General features: G+C 67.2%; 21 protein-coding genes and 1 tRNA gene. 10 read left to right on the top strand and 12 right to left on the bottom strand.

The window, feature by feature from the left end; translation table 11 throughout:
• Nucleotides 1-112 precede the first annotated feature (112 nt).
• Both edd and zwf read right to left on the bottom strand, forming a co-directional pair.
• Nucleotides 113-1,957: a phosphogluconate dehydratase gene (edd, locus tag HEQ22_RS02530; RefSeq protein WP_432769630.1), complete on the bottom strand. Its 1,845-nt coding sequence runs from the start codon at nucleotides 1,955-1,957 to the stop codon at nucleotides 113-115.
• A 201-nt stretch (nucleotides 1,958-2,158) separates the two neighbouring features.
• The gene (zwf, locus tag HEQ22_RS02525; protein WP_432770926.1) at nucleotides 2,159-3,562 is read right to left on the bottom strand and encodes a glucose-6-phosphate dehydrogenase; all 1,404 of its coding nucleotides are present in this window, start codon (nucleotides 3,560-3,562) and stop codon (nucleotides 2,159-2,161) included.
• 198 nt (nucleotides 3,563-3,760) lie between these two features.
• Here zwf and glpD point away from each other — a divergent pair, with 198 nt between their 5' ends.
• Nucleotides 3,761-5,266, top strand: coding sequence for a glycerol-3-phosphate dehydrogenase (glpD, locus tag HEQ22_RS02520; RefSeq protein WP_432769629.1), 1,506 nt, complete (start codon nucleotides 3,761-3,763; stop codon nucleotides 5,264-5,266).
• Between the two features lie 111 nt (nucleotides 5,267-5,377).
• On the opposite strand, the gene HEQ22_RS02515 is transcribed toward glpD, so the two are convergent.
• Nucleotides 5,378-6,121 carry an SDR family oxidoreductase gene (locus tag HEQ22_RS02515; RefSeq protein ID WP_432769628.1) on the bottom strand — a complete coding sequence of 248 codons (744 nt, stop codon included), beginning with the start codon at nucleotides 6,119-6,121 and terminating at the stop codon, nucleotides 5,378-5,380.
• Nucleotides 6,122-6,217: 96 nt separating this feature from the next.
• On the opposite strand from HEQ22_RS02515, the gene HEQ22_RS02510 reads away from it, so the two are divergent.
• Nucleotides 6,218-7,114 (top strand): AraC family transcriptional regulator, encoded by an 897-nt coding sequence (locus HEQ22_RS02510; RefSeq protein ID WP_432769627.1) that lies wholly within the window; start codon nucleotides 6,218-6,220, stop codon nucleotides 7,112-7,114.
• Here HEQ22_RS02510 and HEQ22_RS02505 read toward each other — a convergent pair.
• The 3 genes from HEQ22_RS02505 to HEQ22_RS02495 are packed head-to-tail and all read right to left on the bottom strand — an operon-like array spanning nucleotide 7,111 to nucleotide 10,022.
• On the bottom strand, nucleotides 7,111-7,770 hold the full coding sequence (locus HEQ22_RS02505; protein WP_432769626.1) for an MOSC domain-containing protein: 660 nt from the start codon (nucleotides 7,768-7,770) through the stop codon (nucleotides 7,111-7,113). The two genes, HEQ22_RS02510 and HEQ22_RS02505, sit on opposite strands and share 4 nt — an antisense overlap.
• A gap of 39 nt (nucleotides 7,771-7,809) precedes the next feature.
• Complete coding sequence (locus HEQ22_RS02500; RefSeq protein ID WP_432769625.1) at nucleotides 7,810-8,973, bottom strand: MFS transporter; 1,164 nt, start codon at nucleotides 8,971-8,973, stop codon at nucleotides 7,810-7,812.
• A gap of 14 nt (nucleotides 8,974-8,987) precedes the next feature.
• Nucleotides 8,988-10,022 carry an aldo/keto reductase gene (locus HEQ22_RS02495; protein ID WP_432769624.1) on the bottom strand — a complete coding sequence of 345 codons (1,035 nt, stop codon included), beginning with the start codon at nucleotides 10,020-10,022 and terminating at the stop codon, nucleotides 8,988-8,990.
• An 88-nt stretch (nucleotides 10,023-10,110) separates the two neighbouring features.
• Between HEQ22_RS02495 and HEQ22_RS02490 the strand changes: the two genes are divergently transcribed.
• Genes HEQ22_RS02490 through mobA form a run of 3 tightly spaced genes read left to right on the top strand, consistent with a single transcriptional unit; the run spans nucleotide 10,111 to nucleotide 12,368 of the window.
• Nucleotides 10,111-11,025: a LysR family transcriptional regulator gene (locus HEQ22_RS02490; protein ID WP_432769623.1), complete on the top strand. Its 915-nt coding sequence runs from the start codon at nucleotides 10,111-10,113 to the stop codon at nucleotides 11,023-11,025.
• A 45-nt stretch (nucleotides 11,026-11,070) separates the two neighbouring features.
• On the top strand, nucleotides 11,071-11,862 hold the full coding sequence (fdhD, locus tag HEQ22_RS02485; protein ID WP_432769622.1) for a formate dehydrogenase accessory sulfurtransferase FdhD: 792 nt from the start codon (nucleotides 11,071-11,073) through the stop codon (nucleotides 11,860-11,862).
• Nucleotides 11,859-12,368: a molybdenum cofactor guanylyltransferase gene (mobA, locus tag HEQ22_RS02480; RefSeq protein ID WP_432769621.1), complete on the top strand. Its 510-nt coding sequence runs from the start codon at nucleotides 11,859-11,861 to the stop codon at nucleotides 12,366-12,368. The genes fdhD and mobA overlap by 4 nt, the downstream gene beginning before the upstream one ends.
• Here the strand turns inward: mobA and HEQ22_RS02475 are convergent.
• The 3 genes from HEQ22_RS02475 to HEQ22_RS02465 all read right to left on the bottom strand — a co-directional run bounded on the left by HEQ22_RS02475 (nucleotide 12,363) and on the right by HEQ22_RS02465 (nucleotide 15,406).
• On the bottom strand, nucleotides 12,363-13,013 hold the full coding sequence (locus tag HEQ22_RS02475) for a DUF1345 domain-containing protein (protein WP_432769620.1): 651 nt from the start codon (nucleotides 13,011-13,013) through the stop codon (nucleotides 12,363-12,365). The genes mobA and HEQ22_RS02475 overlap by 6 nt on opposite strands.
• Nucleotides 13,010-15,277: an FdhF/YdeP family oxidoreductase gene (locus HEQ22_RS02470; protein ID WP_432769619.1), complete on the bottom strand. Its 2,268-nt coding sequence runs from the start codon at nucleotides 15,275-15,277 to the stop codon at nucleotides 13,010-13,012. Before HEQ22_RS02470 ends, HEQ22_RS02475 begins: the two co-directional genes overlap by 4 nt.
• Before the next feature lie 52 nt (nucleotides 15,278-15,329).
• Nucleotides 15,330-15,406, bottom strand: a tRNA-Arg gene (locus tag HEQ22_RS02465).
• Nucleotides 15,407-15,477: 71 nt separating this feature from the next.
• Between HEQ22_RS02465 and HEQ22_RS02460 the strand changes: the two genes are divergently transcribed.
• Both HEQ22_RS02460 and HEQ22_RS02455 read left to right on the top strand, forming a co-directional pair.
• Complete coding sequence (locus HEQ22_RS02460) at nucleotides 15,478-16,227, top strand: queuosine precursor transporter (protein WP_432769618.1); 750 nt, start codon at nucleotides 15,478-15,480, stop codon at nucleotides 16,225-16,227.
• Nucleotide 16,228: 1 nt separating this feature from the next.
• On the top strand, nucleotides 16,229-16,663 hold the full coding sequence (locus tag HEQ22_RS02455; protein ID WP_432769617.1) for a hypothetical protein: 435 nt from the start codon (nucleotides 16,229-16,231) through the stop codon (nucleotides 16,661-16,663).
• On the opposite strand, the gene purQ is transcribed toward HEQ22_RS02455, so the two are convergent.
• Entirely contained in the window at nucleotides 16,625-17,290 is a 666-nt protein-coding gene (gene purQ, locus HEQ22_RS02450; RefSeq protein ID WP_432769616.1) for a phosphoribosylformylglycinamidine synthase subunit PurQ, read from the bottom strand. The genes HEQ22_RS02455 and purQ overlap by 39 nt on opposite strands.
• A 25-nt stretch (nucleotides 17,291-17,315) precedes the next feature.
• Nucleotides 17,316-17,546, bottom strand: coding sequence for a phosphoribosylformylglycinamidine synthase subunit PurS (gene purS, locus HEQ22_RS02445; RefSeq protein WP_432769615.1), 231 nt, complete (start codon nucleotides 17,544-17,546; stop codon nucleotides 17,316-17,318).
• A gap of 182 nt (nucleotides 17,547-17,728) precedes the next feature.
• Between purS and HEQ22_RS02440 the strand changes: the two genes are divergently transcribed.
• The 3 genes from HEQ22_RS02440 (at nucleotide 17,729) to HEQ22_RS02430 (ending at nucleotide 19,253) form a co-directional block, all read left to right on the top strand.
• On the top strand, nucleotides 17,729-17,902 hold the full coding sequence (locus HEQ22_RS02440; RefSeq protein ID WP_293643429.1) for a (2Fe-2S)-binding protein: 174 nt from the start codon (nucleotides 17,729-17,731) through the stop codon (nucleotides 17,900-17,902).
• A gap of 101 nt (nucleotides 17,903-18,003) precedes the next feature.
• Nucleotides 18,004-18,486, top strand: a complete 483-nt coding sequence (bfr, locus tag HEQ22_RS02435; RefSeq protein ID WP_432769614.1) for a bacterioferritin — start codon at nucleotides 18,004-18,006, stop codon at nucleotides 18,484-18,486.
• A 344-nt stretch (nucleotides 18,487-18,830) separates the two neighbouring features.
• The gene (locus HEQ22_RS02430; protein ID WP_432769613.1) at nucleotides 18,831-19,253 is read left to right on the top strand and encodes an addiction module antidote protein; all 423 of its coding nucleotides are present in this window, start codon (nucleotides 18,831-18,833) and stop codon (nucleotides 19,251-19,253) included.
• A 105-nt stretch (nucleotides 19,254-19,358) separates the two neighbouring features.
• Here the strand turns inward: HEQ22_RS02430 and HEQ22_RS02425 are convergent, their stop codons facing one another.
• Nucleotides 19,359-21,836 carry a YadA-like family protein gene (locus tag HEQ22_RS02425; RefSeq protein ID WP_432769612.1) on the bottom strand — a complete coding sequence of 826 codons (2,478 nt, stop codon included), beginning with the start codon at nucleotides 21,834-21,836 and terminating at the stop codon, nucleotides 19,359-19,361.
• Nucleotides 21,837-22,072: the final 236 nt, after the last annotated feature.

The following is a 22,072-nucleotide window of genomic DNA, read 5'->3' as shown; positions in this document are numbered from 1 at the left end:
TCGAAAATCTGAACTCCGTTCGCCCTGAGCTTGTCGAAGGGCCGTTCTTTCTTTCAATCGTCGCCAAGAAAAGGACGGTGCTTCGACAAGCTCAGCACGAACGGACAAAGGGTTAGCCTGTAACCGCCTCCATCGCCGCCAACACCGCCGACCCGCCCTTTTCGGCTTCGTCGGCGTGATGGCGGAACAGCGCGAACAATTCGCGGCCGACGCCGAGCGCGGGCGGCGGCGCGATGGCTGGGGTGCGCGCCGCCCAGTCTGCCGGATCGACGAGCGCGACGACTTCGCCGGTCACCGCGCACACGCGCACCACGTCACCGTCCTGCAAATAGGCCAGCGGGCCGCTCACGCCGTCGGTGCCGGGCAAGGCTTCGGGCGAGAGGTGGATCACCGCGGGCACCTTGCCGCTGGCGCCCGACATGCGGCCATCGGTGAGCAGCGCGACGCGGAACCCCTTGTCCTGCAGCACGCCCAATGCCGGGGTCAGCTTGTGGAGTTCGGGCATGCCGTTGGCGCGCGGACCCTGGAAACGGACGACGACGATGACGTCGCGTTCCAGCTCGCCCGCCTTGAACGCGGTCAGCACCTGGTTCTGGTCGTCGAAGATCCGGCACGGCGCCTCGATCGTCCAGCGATCCTCGGCGACCGCGCTGGTCTTGATGATCGCGCGGCCGAGATTGCCGGCGAGCAGGCGCATGCCGCCGTCGGGCGAAAAGGGCGCGGCGACGGGGCGCAGCATCGTGTCGTCGCGGCTTGTTGCGGGGGCGGGTTGCCATTGCAGCCGGTCCTCGATCAGCGCCGGCTCGGCGGCATAGTCGGCCATCGTTCCGCCCACGGTGAGCACATCGCCGTGCAGCAATCCGGCGCCGAGCAGTTCCTTGACGACATAACCGATGCCGCCCGCAGCGTGAAAATGGTTCACGTCGCCCGCGCCGTTCGGATAGACCCGCGCCAGCAACGGCACCGCATGGCTGAGTTCGTCGAAATCCTGCCAGTCGATGACGATCCCGGCGGCGCGGGCGATCGCGGGCAGGTGGATCGCGTGGTTGGTCGAGCCGCCGGTGGCGAGCAGGCCGATCGCGGCGTTGACGATCGCCTTTTCATCGACGCAGCGCGCCAGCGGGCGGTAATCGCCGCCATCCCAGCCGATCGCAGCGACGCGGTGGGTCGCGGCGCGGGTAAGCTCCTGACGTAGTTTCGTGCCGGGGTTGGTGAAGGCGCTGCCGGGGATGTGCAGCCCCATCAATTCCATCATCATCTGATTGCTGTTCGCGGTGCCGTAGAAGGTGCAGGTGCCTGCGCCATGATAGCTCGCCGCCTCGGCTTCGAGCAGTTCGTCGCGGGTCGCTTTTCCTTCCGCATAGAGCTGCCGGACGCGCTGCTTTTCCTTGTTCGCGAGGCCCGAGGGCATCGGGCCGGCAGGGATCAGGATTTGCGGCAGATGACCGAAGCGCAGCGCGCCGATGAGCAGGCCGGGGACGATCTTGTCGCAGATGCCGAGCAGCAACACGCTTTCGAACATCGCGTGGCTGAGCGCGATGACGGTGCCCTGCGCGATATTGTCGCGGCTGAACAGCGACAGGTCCATGCCCGCCTGCCCCTGCGTCACCCCGTCGCACATCGCCGGGACGCCGCCCGCCACCTGCGCCGTCGCGCCGACCTCGCGCGCGAAGAGTTTGATCTGTTCGGGGTAGCGCCCGTAGGGCTGATGCGCCGAGAGCATGTCGTTGTAACTGGTGACGATGCCGATGTTCATCTCGCCGCCCGAGCGGATCGCCGGCTTGTCCTCGCCCGCCGCGGCAAAGCCGTGCGCGAGGTTGCCGCACGACAGGCTGCCGCGGTTGGTGCCGGCATCGCGCTGGCGGTCCATGAGATCGAGATAGGCGGCGCGGCGGGGTTTGCTGCGGGCGATGATGCGGTCGGTGACCGCAGCGATGGTGGGGTGGAGCGGGGTCATGCTGTACCTCTTCCCTTCTCCCCTTGCGGGAGAAGGATACGAAGCCTTACGCCGGAGGCGTTAGGCGAAGTTGGATGAGGGGTTGCGAGCCAGAGGCTCGCGCGGTCCTGCGGACCACAACCCCTCACCCAGCTTCGACTAGGCAGCAAGCTGCCAAGTCTGCGCAACCCTCTCCCGCAAGGGGAGAGGGGATTTGTCTGCTCAATCATGCCAGCTCGCCCCGTCGCGTTCGATCAGCGCGATCGACGAACTCGGGCCCCAGCTTCCCGCCGTGTAGGCCTGCGGCGCCATCTCGACCGCGGCCCAGGCGTCGCGGATCGAATCGATCCACTGCCACTGCGCCTCGACCTCGTCGCGGCGGACGAACAGCGTCTGGTCGCCCTCGATGAAATCGAGCAGCAGGCGTTCATAGGCGATCCGCCGCCGCTCGCCGGCGAAGCTGTGCGAGAGCGAGACGTCCATCGTCACTTCTTTCAGCTTCACCCCGTCGCGGTCGAGCCCGGGCTGCTTCGCCATCACCTTGACCCGGATATTCTCTTCGGGCTGCAGGTTGATGATCATGCTGTTGGCATCGAGCTTGCCGGCGCCGACGCGGGCGAAGATGTTGTGCGGCACCGGCTTGAACTGGATCAGCACTTCCGACTTGCGCTCGGGCATCCGTTTGCCGGTGCGCAGGTAAAAGGGCACCCCCTTCCAGCGCCAATTGTCGATGAAGGCCTTGATCGCGACGAAGGTTTCGGTGTTCGACGGCTGGCCGAGTTCGTCGGCATAACCGGTGACCGCGCCGCCGTTCACCGCACCGTTGCCATATTGGCCTTTGACGCTGCAGGCCTTCACGTCTTCGGCCTTCATGCGGCGCAGGCTGCGGAGCAGCTTGACCTTTTCGTCGCGCACCGCAGTCGACGAGACGCTGGCCGGCGGCTCCATCGCGATGATCGCGAGCAGTTGCAGCATATGGTTCTGGACCATATCCTTCAGCGCGCCGACGCCGTCATAATAGGAGACGCGTCCTTCGAGCCCGACGGTCTCGGCGACGGTGATCTGGACGTGATCGATCGCCTGCGCGTTCCACAAAGGTTCGAACAGCATGTTGGCAAAGCGCAGCGCGAGCAGGTTCTGGACCGTTTCCTTGCCGAGATAATGGTCGATGCGGAACACGCGCTCCTCGGCAAAGGCGCTGCCGACCTGGTCGTTGACCTCGCGCGACGAGGCGAGATCGTGGCCGATCGGCTTTTCCATCGCGATGCGGCAGTCGGCGCACGCGATGCCGGCGGCGTTCAGCCCCTCGGCGATCGGACCGAACATCGACGGGGGGGTCGAAAGATAGACGCCGATCGGGCGCTGCATCCGGTCGCCGAGCTGTGCCGCAAGCGCGTCGTAGCCGGTGCCGGCGCCGGCATCGATCGCGCAATAGTCGATGCGCGCGAGAAAGGCGTCGACCGCCCCCGCCTCGATCCGCTCCTCGGGCAGATGTTCGCCCAGCGCAGCGCGCACCTGCGCGTGAAACGCGGCCTGATCCAGCTTCGAACGTCCCGATCCGATGATCGTCAGCGTGTCGGCGAGCAGCCCATCGAGGTGGAGATTGTAGAGCGAGGGAAAGAGCATGCGCTGGGCAAGGTCGCCGGTCGCGCCGAACAGCACCAATGTCTCGACTTTGACGCTCACGCACTGTCCCCTTGGATATCCGCCAACGGAAATGGCGGAGGCGCGGGCCGATTGCAACGCGCATACGTAAGCCGACCCTTTCCCCGATCGCACCGTGCCATATGGAAATAGCGGTCAAACGCCATTAAGAGCCTCGCGATGACCGACCCCGCTCCTCCCTATGACGTGATCGTGATCGGCGGCGGGGTCAATGGCGCCGGGATCGCGCGCGACGCCGCGGGGCGCGGCGCGCGGGTGTTGCTGGTCGAGGCGGGCGACTTGGCGCAGGGCACGTCGTCGGCGTCGACCAAGCTGATCCACGGGGGCCTCCGCTACCTGGAACATTATGAATTCGGCCTGGTGCGCGAGGCGCTGAAGGAGCGCGAGATATTGTGGGGCATCGCGCCGCACATCATCCGTCCGATGCGTTTCGTCCTGCCGTATCGCGACGGGCTGCGCCCGCGCTGGCTGCTCCGGCTCGGCCTGTTCCTCTATGACCATATCGGCGGGCGCCGGAAGCTGCCGGCGACGCGCAGCGTCGACCTGCGCCGCCACGACGCGGGCGGGCCGCTCCAGCCGCAATATGTGAACGGCTTCGAATATTCGGACGGCTGGGTCGACGATGCGCGGCTGGTCGTGCTCAACGCGCGCGATGCCGCCGACCGCGGCGCCAAGGTGCGGACGCGCACGCGCGCCGAGATGCTGCGCTGCGAGGATGGGCTGTGGATCGTCGAGGCGCGCGGCGACAGCGGGCAAAGCTATCGTTTTACCGGACGCAGCGTCGTCAACGCCGCGGGACCGGCGGTGCTCGACCTGCTCCGCCGCGCCGACGCCGAGCCCGACCACAGGATGCGGCTGGTGCGCGGGTCGCATATCGTCGTTCCGGCGCTGTTCGCGCATGATTACGCCTATTTCTTCCAGCTCCCCGACGGGCGCATTTTCTTTGCCATCCCCTATGAGCATGATTTCACGCTGATCGGCACGACCGACGTCGACCATGACGGCGCGCTGACCGAGGTGCGGGCGAGCGCCGAAGAGATCGCCTATCTGTGCGCCGGGGCGAGCGAATATTTCCGTACGGCCGTGACCCCCGCCGACGTCGTGTGGACCTATTCGGGCGTGCGGCCGCTGGTCGAGGATGGATCGGGTCGTCCCGAAGCGGCGACGCGCGGTTACCGCATCGACCTCGACCTGGGCGAAGGCGCGCCGCTGCTCACCGTTTATGGCGGCAAGATCACCAGTTACCGCCATGTCGCCGAGGAAGCGGTCGATGCGCTGGCGCGCCATGTGCCGGCGCTGTCGGGCAAGCGCTGGACCGCGAAGGCGGCGCTGCCGGGCGGCGATTTTCCGACGAGCGGGGCAGCGGCGCTCAAGGCCGAAATCAAGCTCGCTCATCCCTTCCTGACCGCCGCGACGGTCGATCGCATCGTCCGGGCCTATGGCACCGATGTTCGCGAATGGCTGGGCGATGCCGATGGCTGGGACGCGCTCGGCGGTGAGATCGCGCATGGCCTGAGCGCCGCCGAGGCGGCGTGGCTGGTCGATCAGGAATGGGCGCGGACTGCCGACGATATTTTGTGGCGGCGGACCAAGCTGGGGCTGCGCTTTACCGTCGACGAGGTCGCGCGGCTGGCGGTTTGGCTGGAAGACAAAAAACAGGCTTGAACCGTTCGCCCTAAGCTTGTCGAAGTGCCGTTCTTCTCTGAACGTTCAAGAAAGAACGGTGCTTCGACAAGCTCAGCACGAACGGAAAAAGGGAGCCTGGCGTGCGCGAGGCTAAGCTCGCTGCGCAATCGCCACGGCATCGGCGCCCGCGGGGAAATGCGATCGGCCAGTTTCGTCGTGCACCGCTTGCCACACCGCCGCGGCGACGTCGGCCTCCGTGGTGACCAGCGCCGGTTCGGCCATGCCGGCGAGGATCGGCTGCGCGTAGGCCCAATAGGGTTCGGGCAGCACATCCTCGAGGCGGATTTCGGTGTTCTGCGCAAACGCCGTCGTCGGACCGTAGCCGGGTTCGACCAGCCTTACCGCGATGCCGAGCGGGGCGAGCTCGTGCACGAGGCTGCCGGTGAAGCCCTGGATTGCGGTCTTGCTGCCGGTGTAGGCGGCGGCGAGCGGGAAGGACGCGAGCGTCGCCGACGAGGTGACGTTGACGATCGTGCCCGAACCGCGTGCGCGCATCTGCGGGATCACCGCCTGGGTCATCGCGATGGTGCCCAGCGTGTTGGTTTCATACACGGCGCGGATCTTTTGCATCGGCGAATGTTCGAGCGCGCCGAACAGGCCGATCCCGGCATTGTTGACGAGCACGTCGATCGGCCCGGCCTGCTCGACCGCGCGCGCGATGCTGTCGGGGTCGGTGACATCGAGCGCGAGCGCATGCAGGCGGTCGGACGCCGTAAAAGGGGCGGCGGCGGGGTTGCGCATGCTGGCCACGACGTTCCAGCCCTGGGCGTGGAAATGGCGCGCGGTGGCAAGGCCGTAGCCCGACGAGCTGCCGGTGATGAGGATGGTTTTCAAAATACTGTCCTTTCGCAAGTGATGGAAAGCGTCTAGTCACACGCTGTCGGACGATCTATAATCTTAAGTCCGTAATTGGTTATAGATAGTCCAGATATGCCCGATCCTTTGTCCGACCTCATCACGCTGCTCCGCCCGCGCACCGTTTTTGCCAAGGCGATCAGCGGCGCCGGCGGCTGGGCGGTGCGCTATGGCGATTTTGGTCATCCCGGCTTCTGCACGGTGATCGAGGGACGCTGCCGGCTCGCGGTCGACGGCGCGGAGGCGGTCACGATCGCGGCGGGCGATTTCGTGCTGCTGCCCGCGACCCCCGGCTTCGCCATGTCGGGCTTCGAGCCCGCCGACCCGGTCGTCATCGATCCGCACGCCATCGCGGGCCTGGCCGGCGAGGTCCGCCACGGGCGGCAGGAGGGCGACGCCGATGTGCGGATGCTCGGCGGCTATTTCATGTTCGATTCGCCCGACGCCGCGCTGCTCGTGTCGCAGCTTCCCGCGCTGATCCATTTGCGCGGCGCCGAAAGGCTGGCGACGCTGGTGCGGCTGGTGCGCGAGGAAGCGGGCGCGGAGCGGCCGGGATGCGACCTGATCCTGTCGCGGCTGGTCGAGATATTGATCGTCGAGGCGCTGCGTTCGGTCGAGGGCGACAATGCGCCGCCGGGGCTGCTGCGCGGCCTTGGCGATCCGCGGCTCGCGGCGGCGATCCGGCAGATTCACGGGCAGCCCGCGCATCCGTGGACCGTCGCCGCTCTGGCGAAGGAGGCGGCGTTGTCGCGGTCGGCCTTTTTCGATCGCTTCGCGCGCACTGTCGGGGTGCCGCCGATGGAATATCTGCAAAGCTGGCGCATGAGCCTGGCGAAGGATTTACTGCGCCGCAAGGCGGGCAAGATCGACGAGATTGCAAGCCAGGTCGGCTATGGATCGGCGAGCGCGTTCAGCACCGCCTTTGCGCGCCACGTCGGGGTACCGCCGAGGCGCTTTGCGACGACCGCCTAATCGGCGCCATATTGTTCGGCGAGCTTGGCACGGCGCAGCTTCCAGCTTTCGGCGAGAACCGGAACGTCGCGCAGGACGCGGAGGTCGGCCGGGCGATCCTTGGCCTCGCCGCCGATCAATAGGCCGAACAGCGAGGCGAGCGGCCAGTCCGACCAGGGCCGATCGACGAGGTCGAGCGCATCGCCCGCGCGCACCGCGCCGGGTTCGAGCACGCGGTAATACCAGCCCGTCCGCCGGCTCGTCACGACCTTGGCCATCACCCCTTTCGCCGCGAAGCGATGGTCGAGCTTCCAGCACGGCTGGCGCGCCTGGCTGACTTCGACCAGCGCGGTGCCGAGGCGGAAGCGGTCGCCGAGGCAGACCGTCCGTTCGTCAAGACCCAAGGTCGAGATATTCTCCCCGAACGCACCTGCGGCAGCGAGCAACGGGACATCGCCCATCTGCGCGCGCCACCAGTCATAATGATCGGCGGGATAATGGTGGATCGCCTTGTCGATCCCCCCATGGACGGTGCGGTCGGCCTGCTCGTCGCCGGCAAGCCCCATCGCGCCGACCGCGACCGCATCGGCCACCGGCAACTTGCCGATCGCGCTCGGCTCGTCGCCGCGGAAAGGGCGCGCGTGGCCGGTGAGGACGGCGAGAATCGGCGTTTTCATGCTCCGATTGCATAGGCCACGCAGCGCAAATGGCAAACGTCAGGCTTGCGCGAGCGACGGGGCGGGCCGCGCCCGCGTTGCGAACACGATCGCAAGCCCGGCGAGCGCCATCACCGCCCCCGCGACCGACACCGCCGGATAGCCGAGCCCGAGGCCGATCACCCCGCCCCCGACGGCGGCGCCGACCGCATTGCCAAGGTTGAAGGCGCCGATATTGACCGCCGAGGCCAGATTGGGCGCATCCGACGCCGCCTCCATCACGCGCATCTGGAGCGGCGGGACGATGGCAAAGGTCGCGACGCCCCACAGGAAGATCGTGACCGCCGCGGCAATGGGCGAGTACATCGTCACCGCGAACAGCAGGAGCATCGCCGCGAGCCCGATGAGCGAGACGATCAGCGTCCGGTCGATCGAGCGGTCGGCGAAGATGCCGCCGAGCCAGTTGCCTGCGGTCAGGCCGAGGCCATAGATCACCAGCATCGCGGTGACGAACAAGGTCCCTGCCCCCGTCGCTTCGGTCAGGATCGGCGCGATATAGGTGAAGATGGTGAACATCGCCGCCGAACCGATCGCGGTGAGCGCGAGCGCGACGAGCACTTCGCGGCGCTTCAGCACGCCGAGTTCGGCGAGCATGTTGCCGCCCTCGGCGCGCGGGATGTCGGGCAGCGCGAAACGCAGCGCAGCCATGGTGATGAGGCCCCAGATCGCGATCGCGCCGAACGCGGTACGCCAGCCGAAGGTCTCGCCGACCCAGGGCGCGAGCGGCACGCCGACGACATTGGCGAGCGTCAGCCCCATGAACATCGCCGCGACCGCGCTCGCGCGCTTTTCGGGCGCGACAAGGCTGGCCGCAACGACCGATCCGACACCGAAAAAGGCGCCATGGTTCAGCGAGGTAATGACGCGCGCGACCATCAGCGTCGTGTAATCGCCCGCGATCGCCGAGAGGAAATTGCCAAGCGTGAAGATCGCCATCAGGCCGATCAGCAAGGTGCGCCGGTTCATCCGGGCGGTGGTGAGCGTCATCAGCGGCGCGCCGAGCATCACCCCGAGCGCATAGGCCGAGACGAGCAGCCCGGCGGCGGGGATCGAAACCCCCAGCCCCTCGGCCATGTCGGGGAGCAGCCCCATCGGGGCGAATTCGGTGATGCCGATACCGAAGGCGCCCGTCGCGAGCGCGAGGAGGGGAAAGTTGATTTTCATGTCGGTTCTTCCGATCAGACGAGCGGCGGGTTCAGCCGGGCAAAACCCGCCTGCTGCCGGTAAGGCGTGTGCGGATAGGGCGGCAGCACGTCGCTCGCGGCGTCGAGCGCCGCCACTTGCTCGGCGGTCAGCGCCCAGCCGACCGCGCCGAGATTCTGCCTGAGTTGCTCTTCATTTCGCGCGCCGATGATCACCGACGACACGGTCGGGCGCCGGAGCAGCCAGTTGATCGCGACCTGCGGCACCGTCTTGCCGGTTTCGGCCGCCACCGCTTCGAGCGCGTCGATCACGCGATAGAGCAGTTCGTCGGTCACCGGCGGCGCGAACTGTTCGGTTTCGTGCAGGCGGCTGCCCGCTGGCACCGGACGGTTCCGCCCGATCCTGCCGGTGAGGCGACCCCAACCGAGCGGGCTCCACACGAGCGCGCCGACACCCTGATCGGCGGCGAGCGGCATAAGGTCGGCCTCGTAAGCGCGGCCGATCAGCGAATAATAGACCTGATGCGCGACGAAGCGCGGTTTGCCGAGCCGGTCGGCGGCGGCCTGCGCCTTCATCAATTGCCACCCCGGATAGTTGGAGACCCCCGCGTAGCGCAGCTTGCCCGCGGCGATCAGCGTCGCGAGCGTGTCCATCAGTTCGTCGACCGGGGTCGATGCATCGAAGGCGTGGAGCTGGAGCAGGTCGATATGATCGGTACCGAGCCGCCGAAGAGCATCCTCCACCGCGCGGATCAGGCGCGAGCGCGAGGCGCCCCAGTCCTGCGGACCGTCGCCCATCGGCAGCCCGGTCTTGGTCGAAATCAGTACCGCGTCGCGGCGGCCCTTGATCGCCTCGCCCAAAATCGTTTCGGACGCGCCGTTCGAATAGACGTCGGCGGTGTCGAACAGCGTGACCCCCGCGTCGAGGCTGATGTCGATCAGCCGGCGCGCCTCGGCGGCGTCACTTGTGCCCCAGGCGCTGAACAACGGCCCTTGCCCGCCGAATGTCCCGGTTCCGAAACTCAAGGCCGGAACGCGAAGCCCCGACGATCCCAGCTGACGATATTCCATGATTCACCCTTTCGACTGCGCGTTGAAGGCATAGGTGGACCAACAATGATCGTTGCAGTAGCGTCGCGGGAAGCGAAGGATTTTTGAAATGAACGCAAAGATGGCTGGAACCGGCGACCGCGCGCGCGCGATGGAGATTTTCACCGTCGCGGTGGCAGAGGGCAGTTTTTCCGCCGCTGGCCGCTGCCTTGGCCTCACGCCGTCCGCGGTCAGCCGCACTATCGACCGGATCGAGGCGCGACTGGGCGTCCGCCTGCTCCTGCGTTCGACCCGGGCCCTCACGCTGACCGCCGAGGGCGAGGCCTATCTGCGCGCCGCGCGCCGTATCCTGGCCGATCTCGACGACGCCGAACAGATCATCGCCGATCAGGGTGCGCCGCGGGGCCGCCTGCGCGTCAGCGCGGCACAGGCGCACGGGCGGCTCAGCATCGTCCCATTGCTCGGCGAGTTCGTGCGCCTGCATCCGCATATCCTTGTCGACATCAGCCTCGCCGACCGGCTGGTCGACCTCGCCGCGGGGCAGGCCGATGTCGCGATCCGCTTTGGCCCGCTCGCCGATAGCCTGCTTACCGCGCGCAAGCTGGGCGAGAGCCGCCGCGTCATCATCGCCTCGCCCGCCTATCTGGCGCAGCATGGCACGCCCAAAGTGCCCGAGGATTTGCACGCGCATAATTGCCTGAATTTCAATTTCCGCCGCGCCGAGCCGACCTGGCCGTTCCGCGACGCGACGCGCGAATATTCGCTGCCGGTGCGGGGAAATATCGAGGCGAACAATGGCGAGACGCTGGGACAGCTTGCCGCCGCCGGGGTCGGCATCGCGCGCGTTGGCGCCTTCAGCATCGCCGACGAGATCGCGCGCGGACAGGTCGTGCCGATATTGGAGGACTATAACCCCGGCGATGTCGAAGCAATTCATGCGGTGTTCGCCGGCGGCGCGAACACCCCCGCGCGGGTGCGGGTGTTCGTCGATTTCCTTGTCGAGCGGCTCGGCCTTGCCAGTTGAGACAAGCGGGCGCGGGCACGTTACGGTGCGGGCATGAATGAAGATATGATCGATCTTCCCGTCCGCCGCCTCGGCCTCGCCGAACCCGGCGATGCGGCGCTGATGCGCAGCGTCGCGATCGAGGCGCCGGTGTCGGTCGAGGTCGGCGGCATCGGCTATGCGGTGATGATGGCGACCCCCTCCGACCTGGAGGATTATGCGGTCGGCTTTGCGCTGAGCGAGGGTCTGGTCGAGCGGGCGGGGCAGATCGCACGGATCGACACCCACGCCATCGAAGGCGGCTGGGCGCTGCGCCTGTGGCTGGCGCCCGAGCGTAACGCGCTCGCGCTCGAACGCGCGCGCAAGCGCGTGAGCGAGAGCAGCTGCGGGCTGTGCGGGATCGAGAATATCGAAGAGGTGCTGCGGCCGCTCCCCCCGGTCACCGCGCGCATCGCCACCGACCGCACCGCGATCGCCGCAGCGCTGGCGGCGCTGCGCGATCATCAGCCATTGGGCCGCGCGACGGGGGCGGTCCACGCCGCCGCTTTCTGCTCGCCCGCTGGCGCGATCCGGCTCGTGCGCGAAGATGTCGGGCGGCACAATGCGCTCGACAAATTGATCGGCGCACTGGCGCGCGCCGGGATCGATCCGCGAACGGGCTTCATCCTGCTGTCGGCGCGGTGCAGTTACGAGCTCGTCGAAAAGACGGTGCGCGCGGGCTGCCCGATGCTCGTCACCATCTCGGCCCCCACCAGCCTTGCCGCGACGCGCGCCGCCGATGCCGGGCTGACCCTCGTCGCGCTGGCGCGCGCCGATACGGCGCTGGTCGTCAGCGACCCGCACGGGATGATCGCGTGAAAACGCTGGGCGCGGTGCTCGCCGGCGGGCGATCGCGCCGCTTCGGGTCGGACAAGGCGCTGGCAATGCTCGATGGGCGAAGCCTGCTCGACCATGCGTTGGCGGCGTTGGCGCCGCATTGCGATGCGGTGGTTGTGGTCGGCCGGGGCGAGATCGCCGACTGGCCGCGCGCCGACTTGGGACCGCTTGGCGGAATTGCAGGGGCGCTGACCCATGCGGCGGGCACGGGTTTTGACCGGGTGCTGTCCGCGCCGGTCGATTGCGTGCGGCTGCCGGGTGACTTGCGCGCGCTGCTCGAACCCGCGCCGGCCTTTCTGGAAACGCAGCCGGTGATCGGACTGTGGCCCGTCGCGGCGCTGAACGAGCTCAAGGCGATGCTGGAGGATGGCGGCGACCTTGCGGTGCGCGCCTATGCGCGGCGGATCGGGGCGCGGGCGGTGCGGAGCGAATTCATGCTGCCGAACGTCAACAGCACCGCCGACCTCGACCGGCTGGCGACGTCATGACCCGCCGATCGCGTTCACGGTGAACGCCAATATCCCCATGTTGAAGACGAACGCCGCCATGCAATGGCCGAGCACGACGCGGCGCACATGCGCGCCCGAGATCGTGACGTCCGAGGTCTGGAAGGTCATGCCGAGCGTGAAGGCGAAATAGAGGAAGTCCCAGTAACCGGGCTCGTGCGCCCCCGGCACCTCGATCCCGCGCTGGTCGCGGCCGTCCTTCGGCAGATAATAAAGATGCGCATAGTGGAGCGTGAACACCATGTTCGCGAACAACCAGGCGAGCGCGAGCGTCGCGACGATCAGCCCGATCTCTGCGCCGTCGAGCGTGCCGGGGCTGGCGATCAGCGTCCCGACCGCGAACAGGATGACGAGCGACAGCAGCACGGTGATCGCGAGCAGCCCGGCGCGATTGGCGTCATTCTGTTCGGCGGTGCGGCGCATCCGCTCGGGGTCGGCCTTGAGCAGCGGCGCTAGCGAGCAGAGGAAGACGAAGGCCGCGACATCGAAGCCGATCAGCAGCGCCGCGCGCGGGTCGCAGCCGAGCGCCGCCGCGCCGCCGCCCACAACCACCAGCGCGGCGGCAAAGATCAGGAAGCGCGCCGGCGCAATGCGGTGACCGAGGGCGGCGGACCCGCGCGGCTTCATGCGGCGACGACGCGCACCGGGATCGACTTCGCCGCCGGGCAGCCGCTGGTCCTGTCGTACAGCGCCAGCGGCAGCAGCGGGTTGAGTTCGGGATAATAGCCCGCGACCGAGCCGCGCGACATCGGATAGTCGAGGATCGTGAGCCCGTCGACGCGGCGCGCGATGCCATCGGTGCCGATCGTTTCGAGCGCGACCTTTGCCCCCGCCGCCAGCCCGCGGTCGGCAATGTCGGCGGCATTCATGAACAGCACCATCCGGTCGTTGTACACGCCGCGATAGCGGTCGTTGTAGCTGTAGATCGTCGTGTTGAACTGGTCGTGCGAGCGAACGGTGGCGAGGCGCAGCATGTCGGGATCGTCGACCGGGGCGTTGACCGCCAGCCCCGGCAGCACGAGGAAATTGGCCTTACCGTTCGGGGTCGGCCAGACGCGGCGGCGCGGCGGGATGTCGAGATGGAAGCCCATCGGCGCCGCGATGCGCTCCGCAAAGCCGGCGTAGATCGCGGGGTAAACTGCGGCGATCTTGTCGCGGATCAGGCTGTAGTCGTCGATATAGCTGGCCCAATCGACCTTGCTGTCCGGCAGCGTCGCCATCGCGATGCGGCAGACGATCTCTGTTTCGGTCCGCAGATGCTCGCTCGCTGGCTCGAGCACGCCGCGCGAGGCGGTGACGTTCGACATCGAATCCTCGATCGTCACGAACTGCTCGCCCTTCGCGGTCTCGATGCGTTCGGAGCGCGCGATGACGGGCAGAATCAGCGCATCCTTGCCGTGGACGAGGTGGCCGCGGTTGAGCTTGGTCGCGATGCCGACGGTCAGGTCGAGCTGGCGCATCGCGGCGTAGGACCGTCCGGTATCGGGCACCGCGCGGACGAAATTGCCGCCGAGCCCGATGAAGACCTTGGCGGTGCCCGCCAGCATCGCCTCGACCGACTCGACGGTGTGATGACCGTCTTCGCGCGGCGGCTCGAAGCCGAAGACGTCGCGCACCCGGTCGAGATATGCCTGCGTCGGTTTCTCGTCGATACCGACGGTGCGGTCACCCTGCACATTTGAATGACCACGGATCGGCGAGATGCCCGCGCCGGGCTTGCCGATATTGCCCTTGAGCAGGAGCAGGTTGGCGATCTGCTGAACCAGTTCGGACCCGCGCTGATGCTGGGTGATGCCCATGCCGTAGCAGATGATCGTCGCATTCGAGCGCATGTAGATGTCGGCGCAGCGGCGGATCTGCGCTTCGTCGATCCCCGCCGCGGCGACCAGCGCCGGCCAGTCCTGCGCCTCGATATCGGCCTTCAGCGCCGCGAAACCCGACGTGTGTTCGGCGATGAAGGCGTGGTCGAGCACGCGCTCGCCCGCCGCCTCGCGCTCGAACATCGCCTTCATCATGCCCTTCAGCAGCGCAAGGTCGCCGCCGATCCGGATATGGACGAACTCGCTGCTGATCTCGGTCGCGCCGAAGGTCGCCATCTGGACGATGTCCTGCGGCTCGGTGAATTTGATCAGCGCGCGTTCGGGCATCGGGTTGACCGCGACGATCGGCACCCCGCGTTTGCGCGCCTCGACCAGCGGGGTCATCATCCGCGGCGCGTTGGTCCCGGCGTTATGTCCGATCAGGAAGATCGCTTCCGCATGCTCGAAGTCGCCCAGGATCACGGTGCCCTTGCCGACCCCGATCGAATGCGGGAGGCCGCGGCTCGTCGGTTCGTGACACATGTTCGAACAGTCGGGGAAATTGTTCGTGCCGAACTCGCGCACGAAGATCGCATAGAGGAACGCGGTCTCGTTCGCGGTGCGCCCCGAAGTGTAGAATTCGGCTTGGTCGGGGTTATCGAGCGCGCGCAGATGACCGCCGATCAAAGCGAAGGCATCGTCCCAGTTCACCGGCACATAATGGTCGGTCGCGGCGTCGTAGCGCATCGGTTCGGCCAGCCGGCCCTGCATTTCGAGCCAATAGTCCGACTGCGCCATCAATTCGGTCACACTGTGCTGGGCGAAGAATTCGCGCGTGACGCGGAACTTCGTCGCCTCATGCGCGAGCGCCTTGGCGCCATTTTCGCAAAATTCGAGCTTCTTGGTGCACGCTGCGTCGGGAAAGGCGCAGCTCGGGCATTTGAAGCCGCCGGGCTGGTTCATCGCCAGCAGCGCGCGCGATCCCTTGGCGACGACGCTCTGTTCGAGCAGCACTTTTGCGGTGGCCGCCGCGGCGCCCCAGCCGCCGGCGGGGCTGCCATAGGCCCGGTATCTTGGTGTGTCGTCCGCCATCGCGATGCGAGCAAAGCACAGTGGCCGATGCTAATCCACGACTCTTTGGTGTTGGCGCGCCCGGCAGGATTCGAACCTGCGACCACCCGCTTAGAAGGCGGGTGCTCTATCCAGCTGAGCTACGGGCGCGTGCACGAGGCTGTCCGCCGCGCGAATAGCGCGGTTTGCTTGGGCTGCAAAGCAGGTTAAGCAGCACGCCCATGACCGACCCCGCTCCGCCGCCGGCCCCGCCCGCGCCCGTCGCCGCCGCGAGCGTGCGCCAGTTCCGTTATTACGACCTGATCATGGCGGCCTTTGTCGCCATCCTGTTGCTGTCGAACATCATCGGCGCGTCGAAGCCGAGCTATATCCCGCTCCCGGACGGCAGCGAATGGGCGTTCGGCGCCGGGGTGCTGTTTTTCCCGATCAGCTATATCATCGGCGACGTGCTGACCGAGGTTTACGGTTATGCCCGCGCCCGGCGGGTGATCTGGACCGGGTTCGCGGCGCTCGCCTTCATGGCATTCATGGCGTGGGTCGTCGTGTCACTGCCCCCCGCCAAGGGGTGGCCGGGGCAGGAAAGCTATGAATTCGTCTTCGGCAACAGCTGGCGGATCGTTGTCGCCTCGATGCTCGCCTTCTGGGTTGGCGAATTCGCCAACTCCTACGTCCTTGCGCGGATGAAAATCTGGACCGCGGGACGCTTTCTGTGGGCGCGCACGATCGGATCGACGATCGTCGGCCAGGGGCTGGACAGCCTGATTTTCTACCCGCTCGCCTTTTACGGCCTTGCCGGCTGGCCGCCCGAACAGCTTATGCAGGTCGTGCTGTCGCAGTGGCTGATCAAGACATTGTGGGAGGCGGCGCTGACCCCTGTCACCTATGTCGTCGTCGGCGCATTGAAGCGGCGCGAAGGGGTCGATGTGTTCGACGAAGGCACCGATTTCACCCCGTTCAGGGCGAAGGTATAAATTGCTCGATTCATTGCCGCTAACCTTCGTGAACGCCAAGGTGTCGCTGATCGCGATCACCGGGCTGAGCCGCGACGCCCTCCATATCTACGTCGCGCTCGGCCTGTTCCTTGCCGTCAAGCTGCTGTGGCGCGGCCGCGGCAGCACCGTCTTCGCGCTGCTGCTGATCGCCGCAGGAACGCTGACCGGCGAATGGCTCGACCATGGGTTCGAGCTGCTGCGCAAGCAGCAATGCGACACCGCTGCGCATTGGCACGACATCTGGAACACGCTGTTCTGGCCGGTCGTGCTGGCGATCGTTCTGCCCTGGCTCGCGCCGCGGCGGGGCGACGAGGTGGAAAGGGCGGGCGAGGATGCGCCGCCCGAACCGTCAGGCGAGGACGCCGTCCCCGAGCCGTCAGGCGAGGACGCCCAGCGCCGCTTCGAACAGACGTAAGCCGTCGGTGCCGCCGTGGGCGCGATCGATCGCGCGTTCGGGGTGCGGCATCATGCCGAGCACATTGCCGGCGTCGTTCAGCACCCCCGCGATGGCGCGCGCCGACCCGTTGACGGTGTCGGCATAGCGGAAGGCGACCCGCCCCTCGCCCTCGATCCGGTCGAGCGTGTCGGCGTCGGCGAAATAATTGCCGTCATGGTGCGCGACGGGAATGTCGATCGTCTCGCCCGCAGCATAGCCGGCGGTGAACAGCGACTGGCTGTTTTCGACGGTCAGCGGCACGCTGCGGCAGACGAAGTTGAGCCCCGCGTTGCGCATCAGCGCGCCGGGCAGCAACTGGGCCTCGGTCAGTACCTGGAAGCCGTTGCACACACCGAGCACGGGGACGCCTCGGGCGGCCGCTGCTGCGACGCTGCGCAGGATCGGCGAGCGCGCCGCCATCGCGCCCGAGCGAAGGTAGTCGCCATAGGAAAAGCCGCCGGGCAGTGCGATGAAATCGATGCCATCCGGCAGGTCGCTGTCGCGGTGCCACACCATCGCAGGGGCACGGCCGGTCACGGTCTCGAGCGCGACCGCCATGTCGCGGTCGCAATTGGAGCCGGGAAAGACGATGACGGCGGTCTTCATGGCGCTGGCTCCTTCGTGCGGCGCGTCAGGCGCGTTCGATGCGGTAGTTTTCGATCACCGTGTTGGCGAGCAACTTCGCGCACATCGCGTCGAGATCGGCGTCGCTGACATCGTCAGCGACCTCAAGTTCGATGAAGCGGCCGGCGCGCACGTCGGCGACCCCGGCGAAACCCAGCCCTTCGAGCGCGTGGTGGATCGCCTTGCCCTGCGGATCGAGCACCCCGGGCTTGAGCGTCACATAGACCTGGACCTTCATGCGATGACGACCTTTGCTGCGGAGGGCGGGATGATGGGCGCGCCTATGCCCGCGAATCACACGGCGAGCAAGGGGCGAGCGGCGCAAAATTGCGCCTGTTCGGACTGCGAGTCAGTCGCAACTTTGTTGTTGCGAATCTGTCGCACTATCCCTACACCGGACTTGTTGAGAAGGATTCGCACATGGTCGTCTGTGTCTGCAACGCAATAAAGGAAAGCCAGCTGCGCGATGTCGCGCGGAGTGGCCAGTTGCGGTGCGCCAAGGCCGCCTATGCGCAACTGGGTCGCAAACCCAAGTGCGGCCAGTGCCTGTCATTCGCTCGCAATATCATCAGCGACGTCGCCGCGACCGCCTGATTTTTCTTGGATTTCCGCCATTTTCGACCTTGGCCTGAGCGGGCGGGGGCGTCTATAATGCGCCCATTCCACTCCCAAGACAAAATGACAGGAACGACAGCATGAAGGGCGACGAAAAGGTCATCGATTTTCTGAACGAGGCGCTCAAGAACGAGCTGACCGCGATCAACCAATATTGGCTGCACTATCGCATGCTCGACAATTGGGGCGTCGCGAAGCTGGCGCATTTCGAGCGCGAGGAATCGATCGACGAGATGAAGCACGCCGACAAGCTGGCCGACCGCATCCTCTTCCTCGGCGGCCTGCCCAATTTCCAGATGCTCGGCCGGCTGCGCGTTGGCGAAACGGTCGAGGAAATCCTCAAGGCCGATTTGGCGCTGGAGGAAGAAGCACTGCCACTGCTCAAGGACGCGATCGCCCATTCGGAAAGCGTGCGCGACTATGTCAGCCGCGACCTGTTCGCCGACATCCTTGAGAGCGAGGAGCATCATGTCGACGAGCTGGAAAAGCAGTTCGAGATGATCGAGCGGATGGGGATCGAAAATTATATCCAGCTGCAGTCGAAGTCGGTCGGCGAGGATTGAGGTCTTACCCCCTCCCCTTCAGGGGAGGGGCAGTGAGACTTGGTCCGGCGTCAGCCGGACCTTTAGTCGAGCGGGGTGGGGGGCATCGGCCTTGCGCTACGCCGCTGGCCCCCACCCGCTGCGACTAGGCAGCAAGCTGCCAAGTCTCTCTACCCTCCCCTGAAGGGGAGGGATTTTGAACTTTTTTCAGGGGCGCTTTCGGGCGCCTCTTTTTTCGCTTGTATTTGCGAATAATTCTCAATAGCAAGGTGGGGCAGTCCCCTCCTGCCGGCCGCTGCACCACGCAGCGGCCGGCGGCTTTTTCGCCGGGTGGACGGGATATGCCGAGCCGGGAGACGAGCACGATGACGCCAAGCCGCGACCTGATCCGCACCCTTAGCGACCAGCCGCTGGTGCGCGACCTGCCGGTCGAGGCGGCGCAGGCGGTGCTCGCGCTGCGATATTGCGTCCTGTGCCGCCGCAGCGAGCGCGACCCGATGCCCGAACTGGAACGGCGCTGGGGCAATATCCTTGCCGCGCGGCGCTATCGGCTGGTGGTCGAGGCGATCGGCCAGGTGTGGCCCGACCCCTTTGCCGTCGCGCCGCCATGCTGCCCGCAGGCCAGCTTCGACGAAGCGTTGCTCGCCGCGATGGTCGGCGCCGCGACGCGCCGCGACCGCGTCGATTTCGACTGGCTGACCGCCGAAATGCTGGGCAGCGACGCGCGCGAGATGCTGTTCGTGGCGCTCGAGAACTTCCTCCGCGCCCGGGCGCCGGGGCGGGTTTAGCCCGCCGGCGACAAAGCGAACGCAGGCGCGGTGCTTCAGCACACCACGCCCGCGTTGCTGGCCCTGAAGCGACGGCCCGTCACGGCCGTCACTGCCGGAAAACGGCTAGAAGCCGATGCCTACCCCGACGCGCCCGCCCCATTCGCCGCCGCCGGTGTTGCCGCTGACGCCTGCCGAGACATAGACTTTTTCGGACATTCGGCCGGTCAGCGAGCCGGCGATCGCCTGTTGCCCGCCATAGGTCGCGGCGTTGACCCACAGCGACAGGTTGCTGCCCGGAATGATCGGCGCATTGCCCATCGCCATCGCCGCGGCGATCCCGCCGCTCAACCTTTTGTCCATTTTGTCGAGGCGGAAGCCGGTTTCGGCCAGCCCGCTCTCGATCCCGCCGACCCGGTCTTCGAGCGCCGAGAATTGCGCATCGGTGACCGCGGCGAGATAATCGACGCTGACCCGCATGCTCCGAACGCTGGCGGCGGAGGCCATATTCGAGACGCCGAGCGTGCCGTTGCCGTCGATGGTGACCACCTGCTCGTCGCCCATCTGCACCGCGTCGGAGGCGGCGATGTCGCCGATGACGACCGAGGACCCCGCGCCGCCCACGACGACCTGGTCGGTCGCGGTCGTCGCGGCGCCGAAGCCGACCGCAGTCGAGCGGTCGTGCGCGGCAACCGCGGCCGAGCCCAGCGCGGTCGCATCGGTGCGGCTGGCGGTGGCGGTGCTGCCCACCGCGGTGGCGCGCAGCAGCGTCGCCTGCGCCCCGCTGCCCACCGCCGTCGCGTTCGCAGCCGAGATGGCGGCAAAGCCGACCGAGGTGCCGCGCGCCTGCGTCACCTGGGTGTTGGTGCCGACCGCGGTGCCTTCGTTGCCCCGCACCTGGGCGACAAAGCCGATCGCGGTGCTGTTCTGGTTGCGCGCCTGGGCATTGTTGCCGATCGCGGCGGCGCTGACCCCCGATGCGATGGTGTTGCGCCCGAGCGCCAGCCCGCCACTCCCGGTGGCCAGCGCGTTGACGCCGAACGCCGCGGCATTTTCGGTGGTGGCCTGCGCATCGACCCCGAAGGCGATCGAGGATGCGCCAACGGCGCGCGCGCCCAGTGCGTCGCCGTCGGCACCATCGACGCCGATCGCAATCGCGCGCGTGCCGGTGGCCTGCGCTACACTTCCCAGCGCTGTCGCCCCCTCGGCACTGGCGACCGACTCCCTTCCGAGCGCGGTCGCGCCGACGCCGGTCGATAGCGCGTCGCTTCCCAAGGCGGTTGCGTCCATTGTGGTGGCGGCGGCGCCGAGTCCAATCGCCGTTGCTCTTGACCCGGTGGCGCGCGTTTCGACCCCGAGTGCGGTTCCCCCGCCACCGGTCGCCTGCGCACCTTCACCCACTGCGGTCGAATTGAACCCGGTGGCGAGCGCGTCGGCACCCAAAGCAGTGGAGAAAGACCCCGCCTGCGCGCCGATGCTGTCGCCGTCATTGCTGTCGCCGCCGATGGCGATGCCGGAGGAGCTGTTGGCGGCGCTGAACAGGCCGATCGCGATGTTGCCCCCCGACGCGCTGCTCGACCGGCCCACGGCGATGGCATCGGCCGCCGCGGCATTGGCCTCGGACCCGACGGCAATGGCAAAATTGCCCACCGCGTCGGCCTGCCCGATGGCAATGGCGTTCGAGCCGTTGGCGGTGGCGGAAGTGGCGAAACTGGTCCCGCCGCCAATGGCCACCGAATGCTCGCCCAGCGCCTGTGAGAACTGGCCGCCGGCGAACGAGCGGGCACCGCCGCCTTGCGCGCCTTGCCCGACGGCCGTAGCGCCGTCACCGTTTGCCGCGGCCTGCCCGCCGAGCGCGGTCGCGTTGATCGCCGCGGTGCTGTCGAAGCCCAGCGCGGTCGCGCCGCCAGCCAGCGTGCGGGCATTGCTGCCGATGGCGACCGACCGGTTGCCGGTGCCCGACGCGTCTTCGCCCAGCGCAATCGAGCCGACGCCCGTCGCCTGGGCGCCTTCCGTGCCGACATCGCCGCCGTCGCCGCCGATGGCGATGGCGCCCGTTGCCGTGGCGTCGGTGGCGGTGCCGATGGCGATGGTGCGGTCTGCTGTGGCTTGCGCTCCCGAGTTCGCTCCCTCTCCCCCGCCGATGGCGACAGCGCCCACCCCGGACGCCACTGCACCAGCGGAAGGATTGTCCCCGCCACCTATCGAGACGGCGCCAGCCGCGCTGGCCACATTGTTCACGCCCACGGCAACCGCGTTATCTCCGCTTGCTGCTGCGCCTCCACCCAGGGCTGAGGACTGGTCTCCCGACGCATTGGAAAAGGCGCCAAAGGCCGTCGATACGAAGTCGGTCGCCTGTGCCGAGGCCCCCACAGCGGTGGAGACAGAGCCCGTCGCAGTTGCACCGACGCCGCAGGCTAAGCGATTGTCGGTATTGGCCGAATCAGCCCCGCCGTCATTATCGGTCGCGGCGTCGACGACGCCGTCATTGTCGCGGTCGAGCAGGCAGTCCTCGGCCTTGGCCTGCTGCGGCGTGAGCAGCAGCGCGGCGCCGGCGGTGCCGGCGAGCAGGGTGGCGGCAAACAGGCTGTTCTTGGTCGTCATGTTGGTCCCTCCAGTGTCATGTTTCCCACCGGAGAGGCGCCCCTTGCGCCGTCCGGTCAGGTTACGAAAAGCGGAGCGACCCAATATGTAGCGAAGTAAGGCAATATGGCTGAGCAGAGCTCTCGGCCCCATCCCCCCGAGCGCTATAGAACATCCGTCCGCGCGCGCGTCAATCGTGTGGGAGTGGAGTGGGGGGTTAGTGATCGTTGAAGTGGATTTGCAGACAATTCCCCTCC

The sequence above is a fragment of the Sphingopyxis sp. genome (genome assembly GCF_050916055.1).
Classification (GTDB): Bacteria; Pseudomonadota; Alphaproteobacteria; order Sphingomonadales; family Sphingomonadaceae; genus Sphingopyxis.
Note: the sequence above shows the minus strand (reverse complement) of the source record. Positions and strands in the feature narration are given on the sequence as shown.

Excerpts from the sequence above, each read along its gene's own strand:
- edd (WP_432769630.1), bottom strand. The coding sequence starts at position 1,957 with ATGACCCCGCTCCACCCCACCATCGCTGCGGTCACCGACCGCATCATC.
- zwf (WP_432770926.1), bottom strand. The coding sequence starts at position 3,562 with ATGCTCTTTCCCTCGCTCTACAATCTCCACCTCGATGGGCTGCTCGCC.
- glpD (WP_432769629.1), top strand. The coding sequence starts at position 3,761 with ATGACCGACCCCGCTCCTCCCTATGACGTGATCGTGATCGGCGGCGGG.
- HEQ22_RS02510 (WP_432769627.1), top strand. The coding sequence starts at position 6,218 with ATGCCCGATCCTTTGTCCGACCTCATCACGCTGCTCCGCCCGCGCACC.
- HEQ22_RS02505 (WP_432769626.1), bottom strand. The coding sequence starts at position 7,770 with ATGAAAACGCCGATTCTCGCCGTCCTCACCGGCCACGCGCGCCCTTTC.
- HEQ22_RS02500 (WP_432769625.1), bottom strand. The coding sequence starts at position 8,973 with ATGAAAATCAACTTTCCCCTCCTCGCGCTCGCGACGGGCGCCTTCGGT.
- HEQ22_RS02495 (WP_432769624.1), bottom strand. The coding sequence starts at position 10,022 with ATGGAATATCGTCAGCTGGGATCGTCGGGGCTTCGCGTTCCGGCCTTG.
- HEQ22_RS02490 (WP_432769623.1), top strand. The coding sequence starts at position 10,111 with ATGAACGCAAAGATGGCTGGAACCGGCGACCGCGCGCGCGCGATGGAG.
- fdhD (WP_432769622.1), top strand. The coding sequence starts at position 11,071 with ATGATCGATCTTCCCGTCCGCCGCCTCGGCCTCGCCGAACCCGGCGAT.
- HEQ22_RS02475 (WP_432769620.1), bottom strand. The coding sequence starts at position 13,013 with ATGAAGCCGCGCGGGTCCGCCGCCCTCGGTCACCGCATTGCGCCGGCG.
- HEQ22_RS02470 (WP_432769619.1), bottom strand. The coding sequence starts at position 15,277 with ATGGCGGACGACACACCAAGATACCGGGCCTATGGCAGCCCCGCCGGC.
- HEQ22_RS02460 (WP_432769618.1), top strand. The coding sequence starts at position 15,478 with ATGACCGACCCCGCTCCGCCGCCGGCCCCGCCCGCGCCCGTCGCCGCC.
- purQ (WP_432769616.1), bottom strand. The coding sequence starts at position 17,290 with ATGAAGACCGCCGTCATCGTCTTTCCCGGCTCCAATTGCGACCGCGAC.
- purS (WP_432769615.1), bottom strand. The coding sequence starts at position 17,546 with ATGAAGGTCCAGGTCTATGTGACGCTCAAGCCCGGGGTGCTCGATCCG.
- HEQ22_RS02440 (WP_293643429.1), top strand. The coding sequence starts at position 17,729 with ATGGTCGTCTGTGTCTGCAACGCAATAAAGGAAAGCCAGCTGCGCGAT.
- bfr (WP_432769614.1), top strand. The coding sequence starts at position 18,004 with ATGAAGGGCGACGAAAAGGTCATCGATTTTCTGAACGAGGCGCTCAAG.
- HEQ22_RS02430 (WP_432769613.1), top strand. The coding sequence starts at position 18,831 with ATGACGCCAAGCCGCGACCTGATCCGCACCCTTAGCGACCAGCCGCTG.
- HEQ22_RS02425 (WP_432769612.1), bottom strand. The coding sequence starts at position 21,836 with ATGACGACCAAGAACAGCCTGTTTGCCGCCACCCTGCTCGCCGGCACC.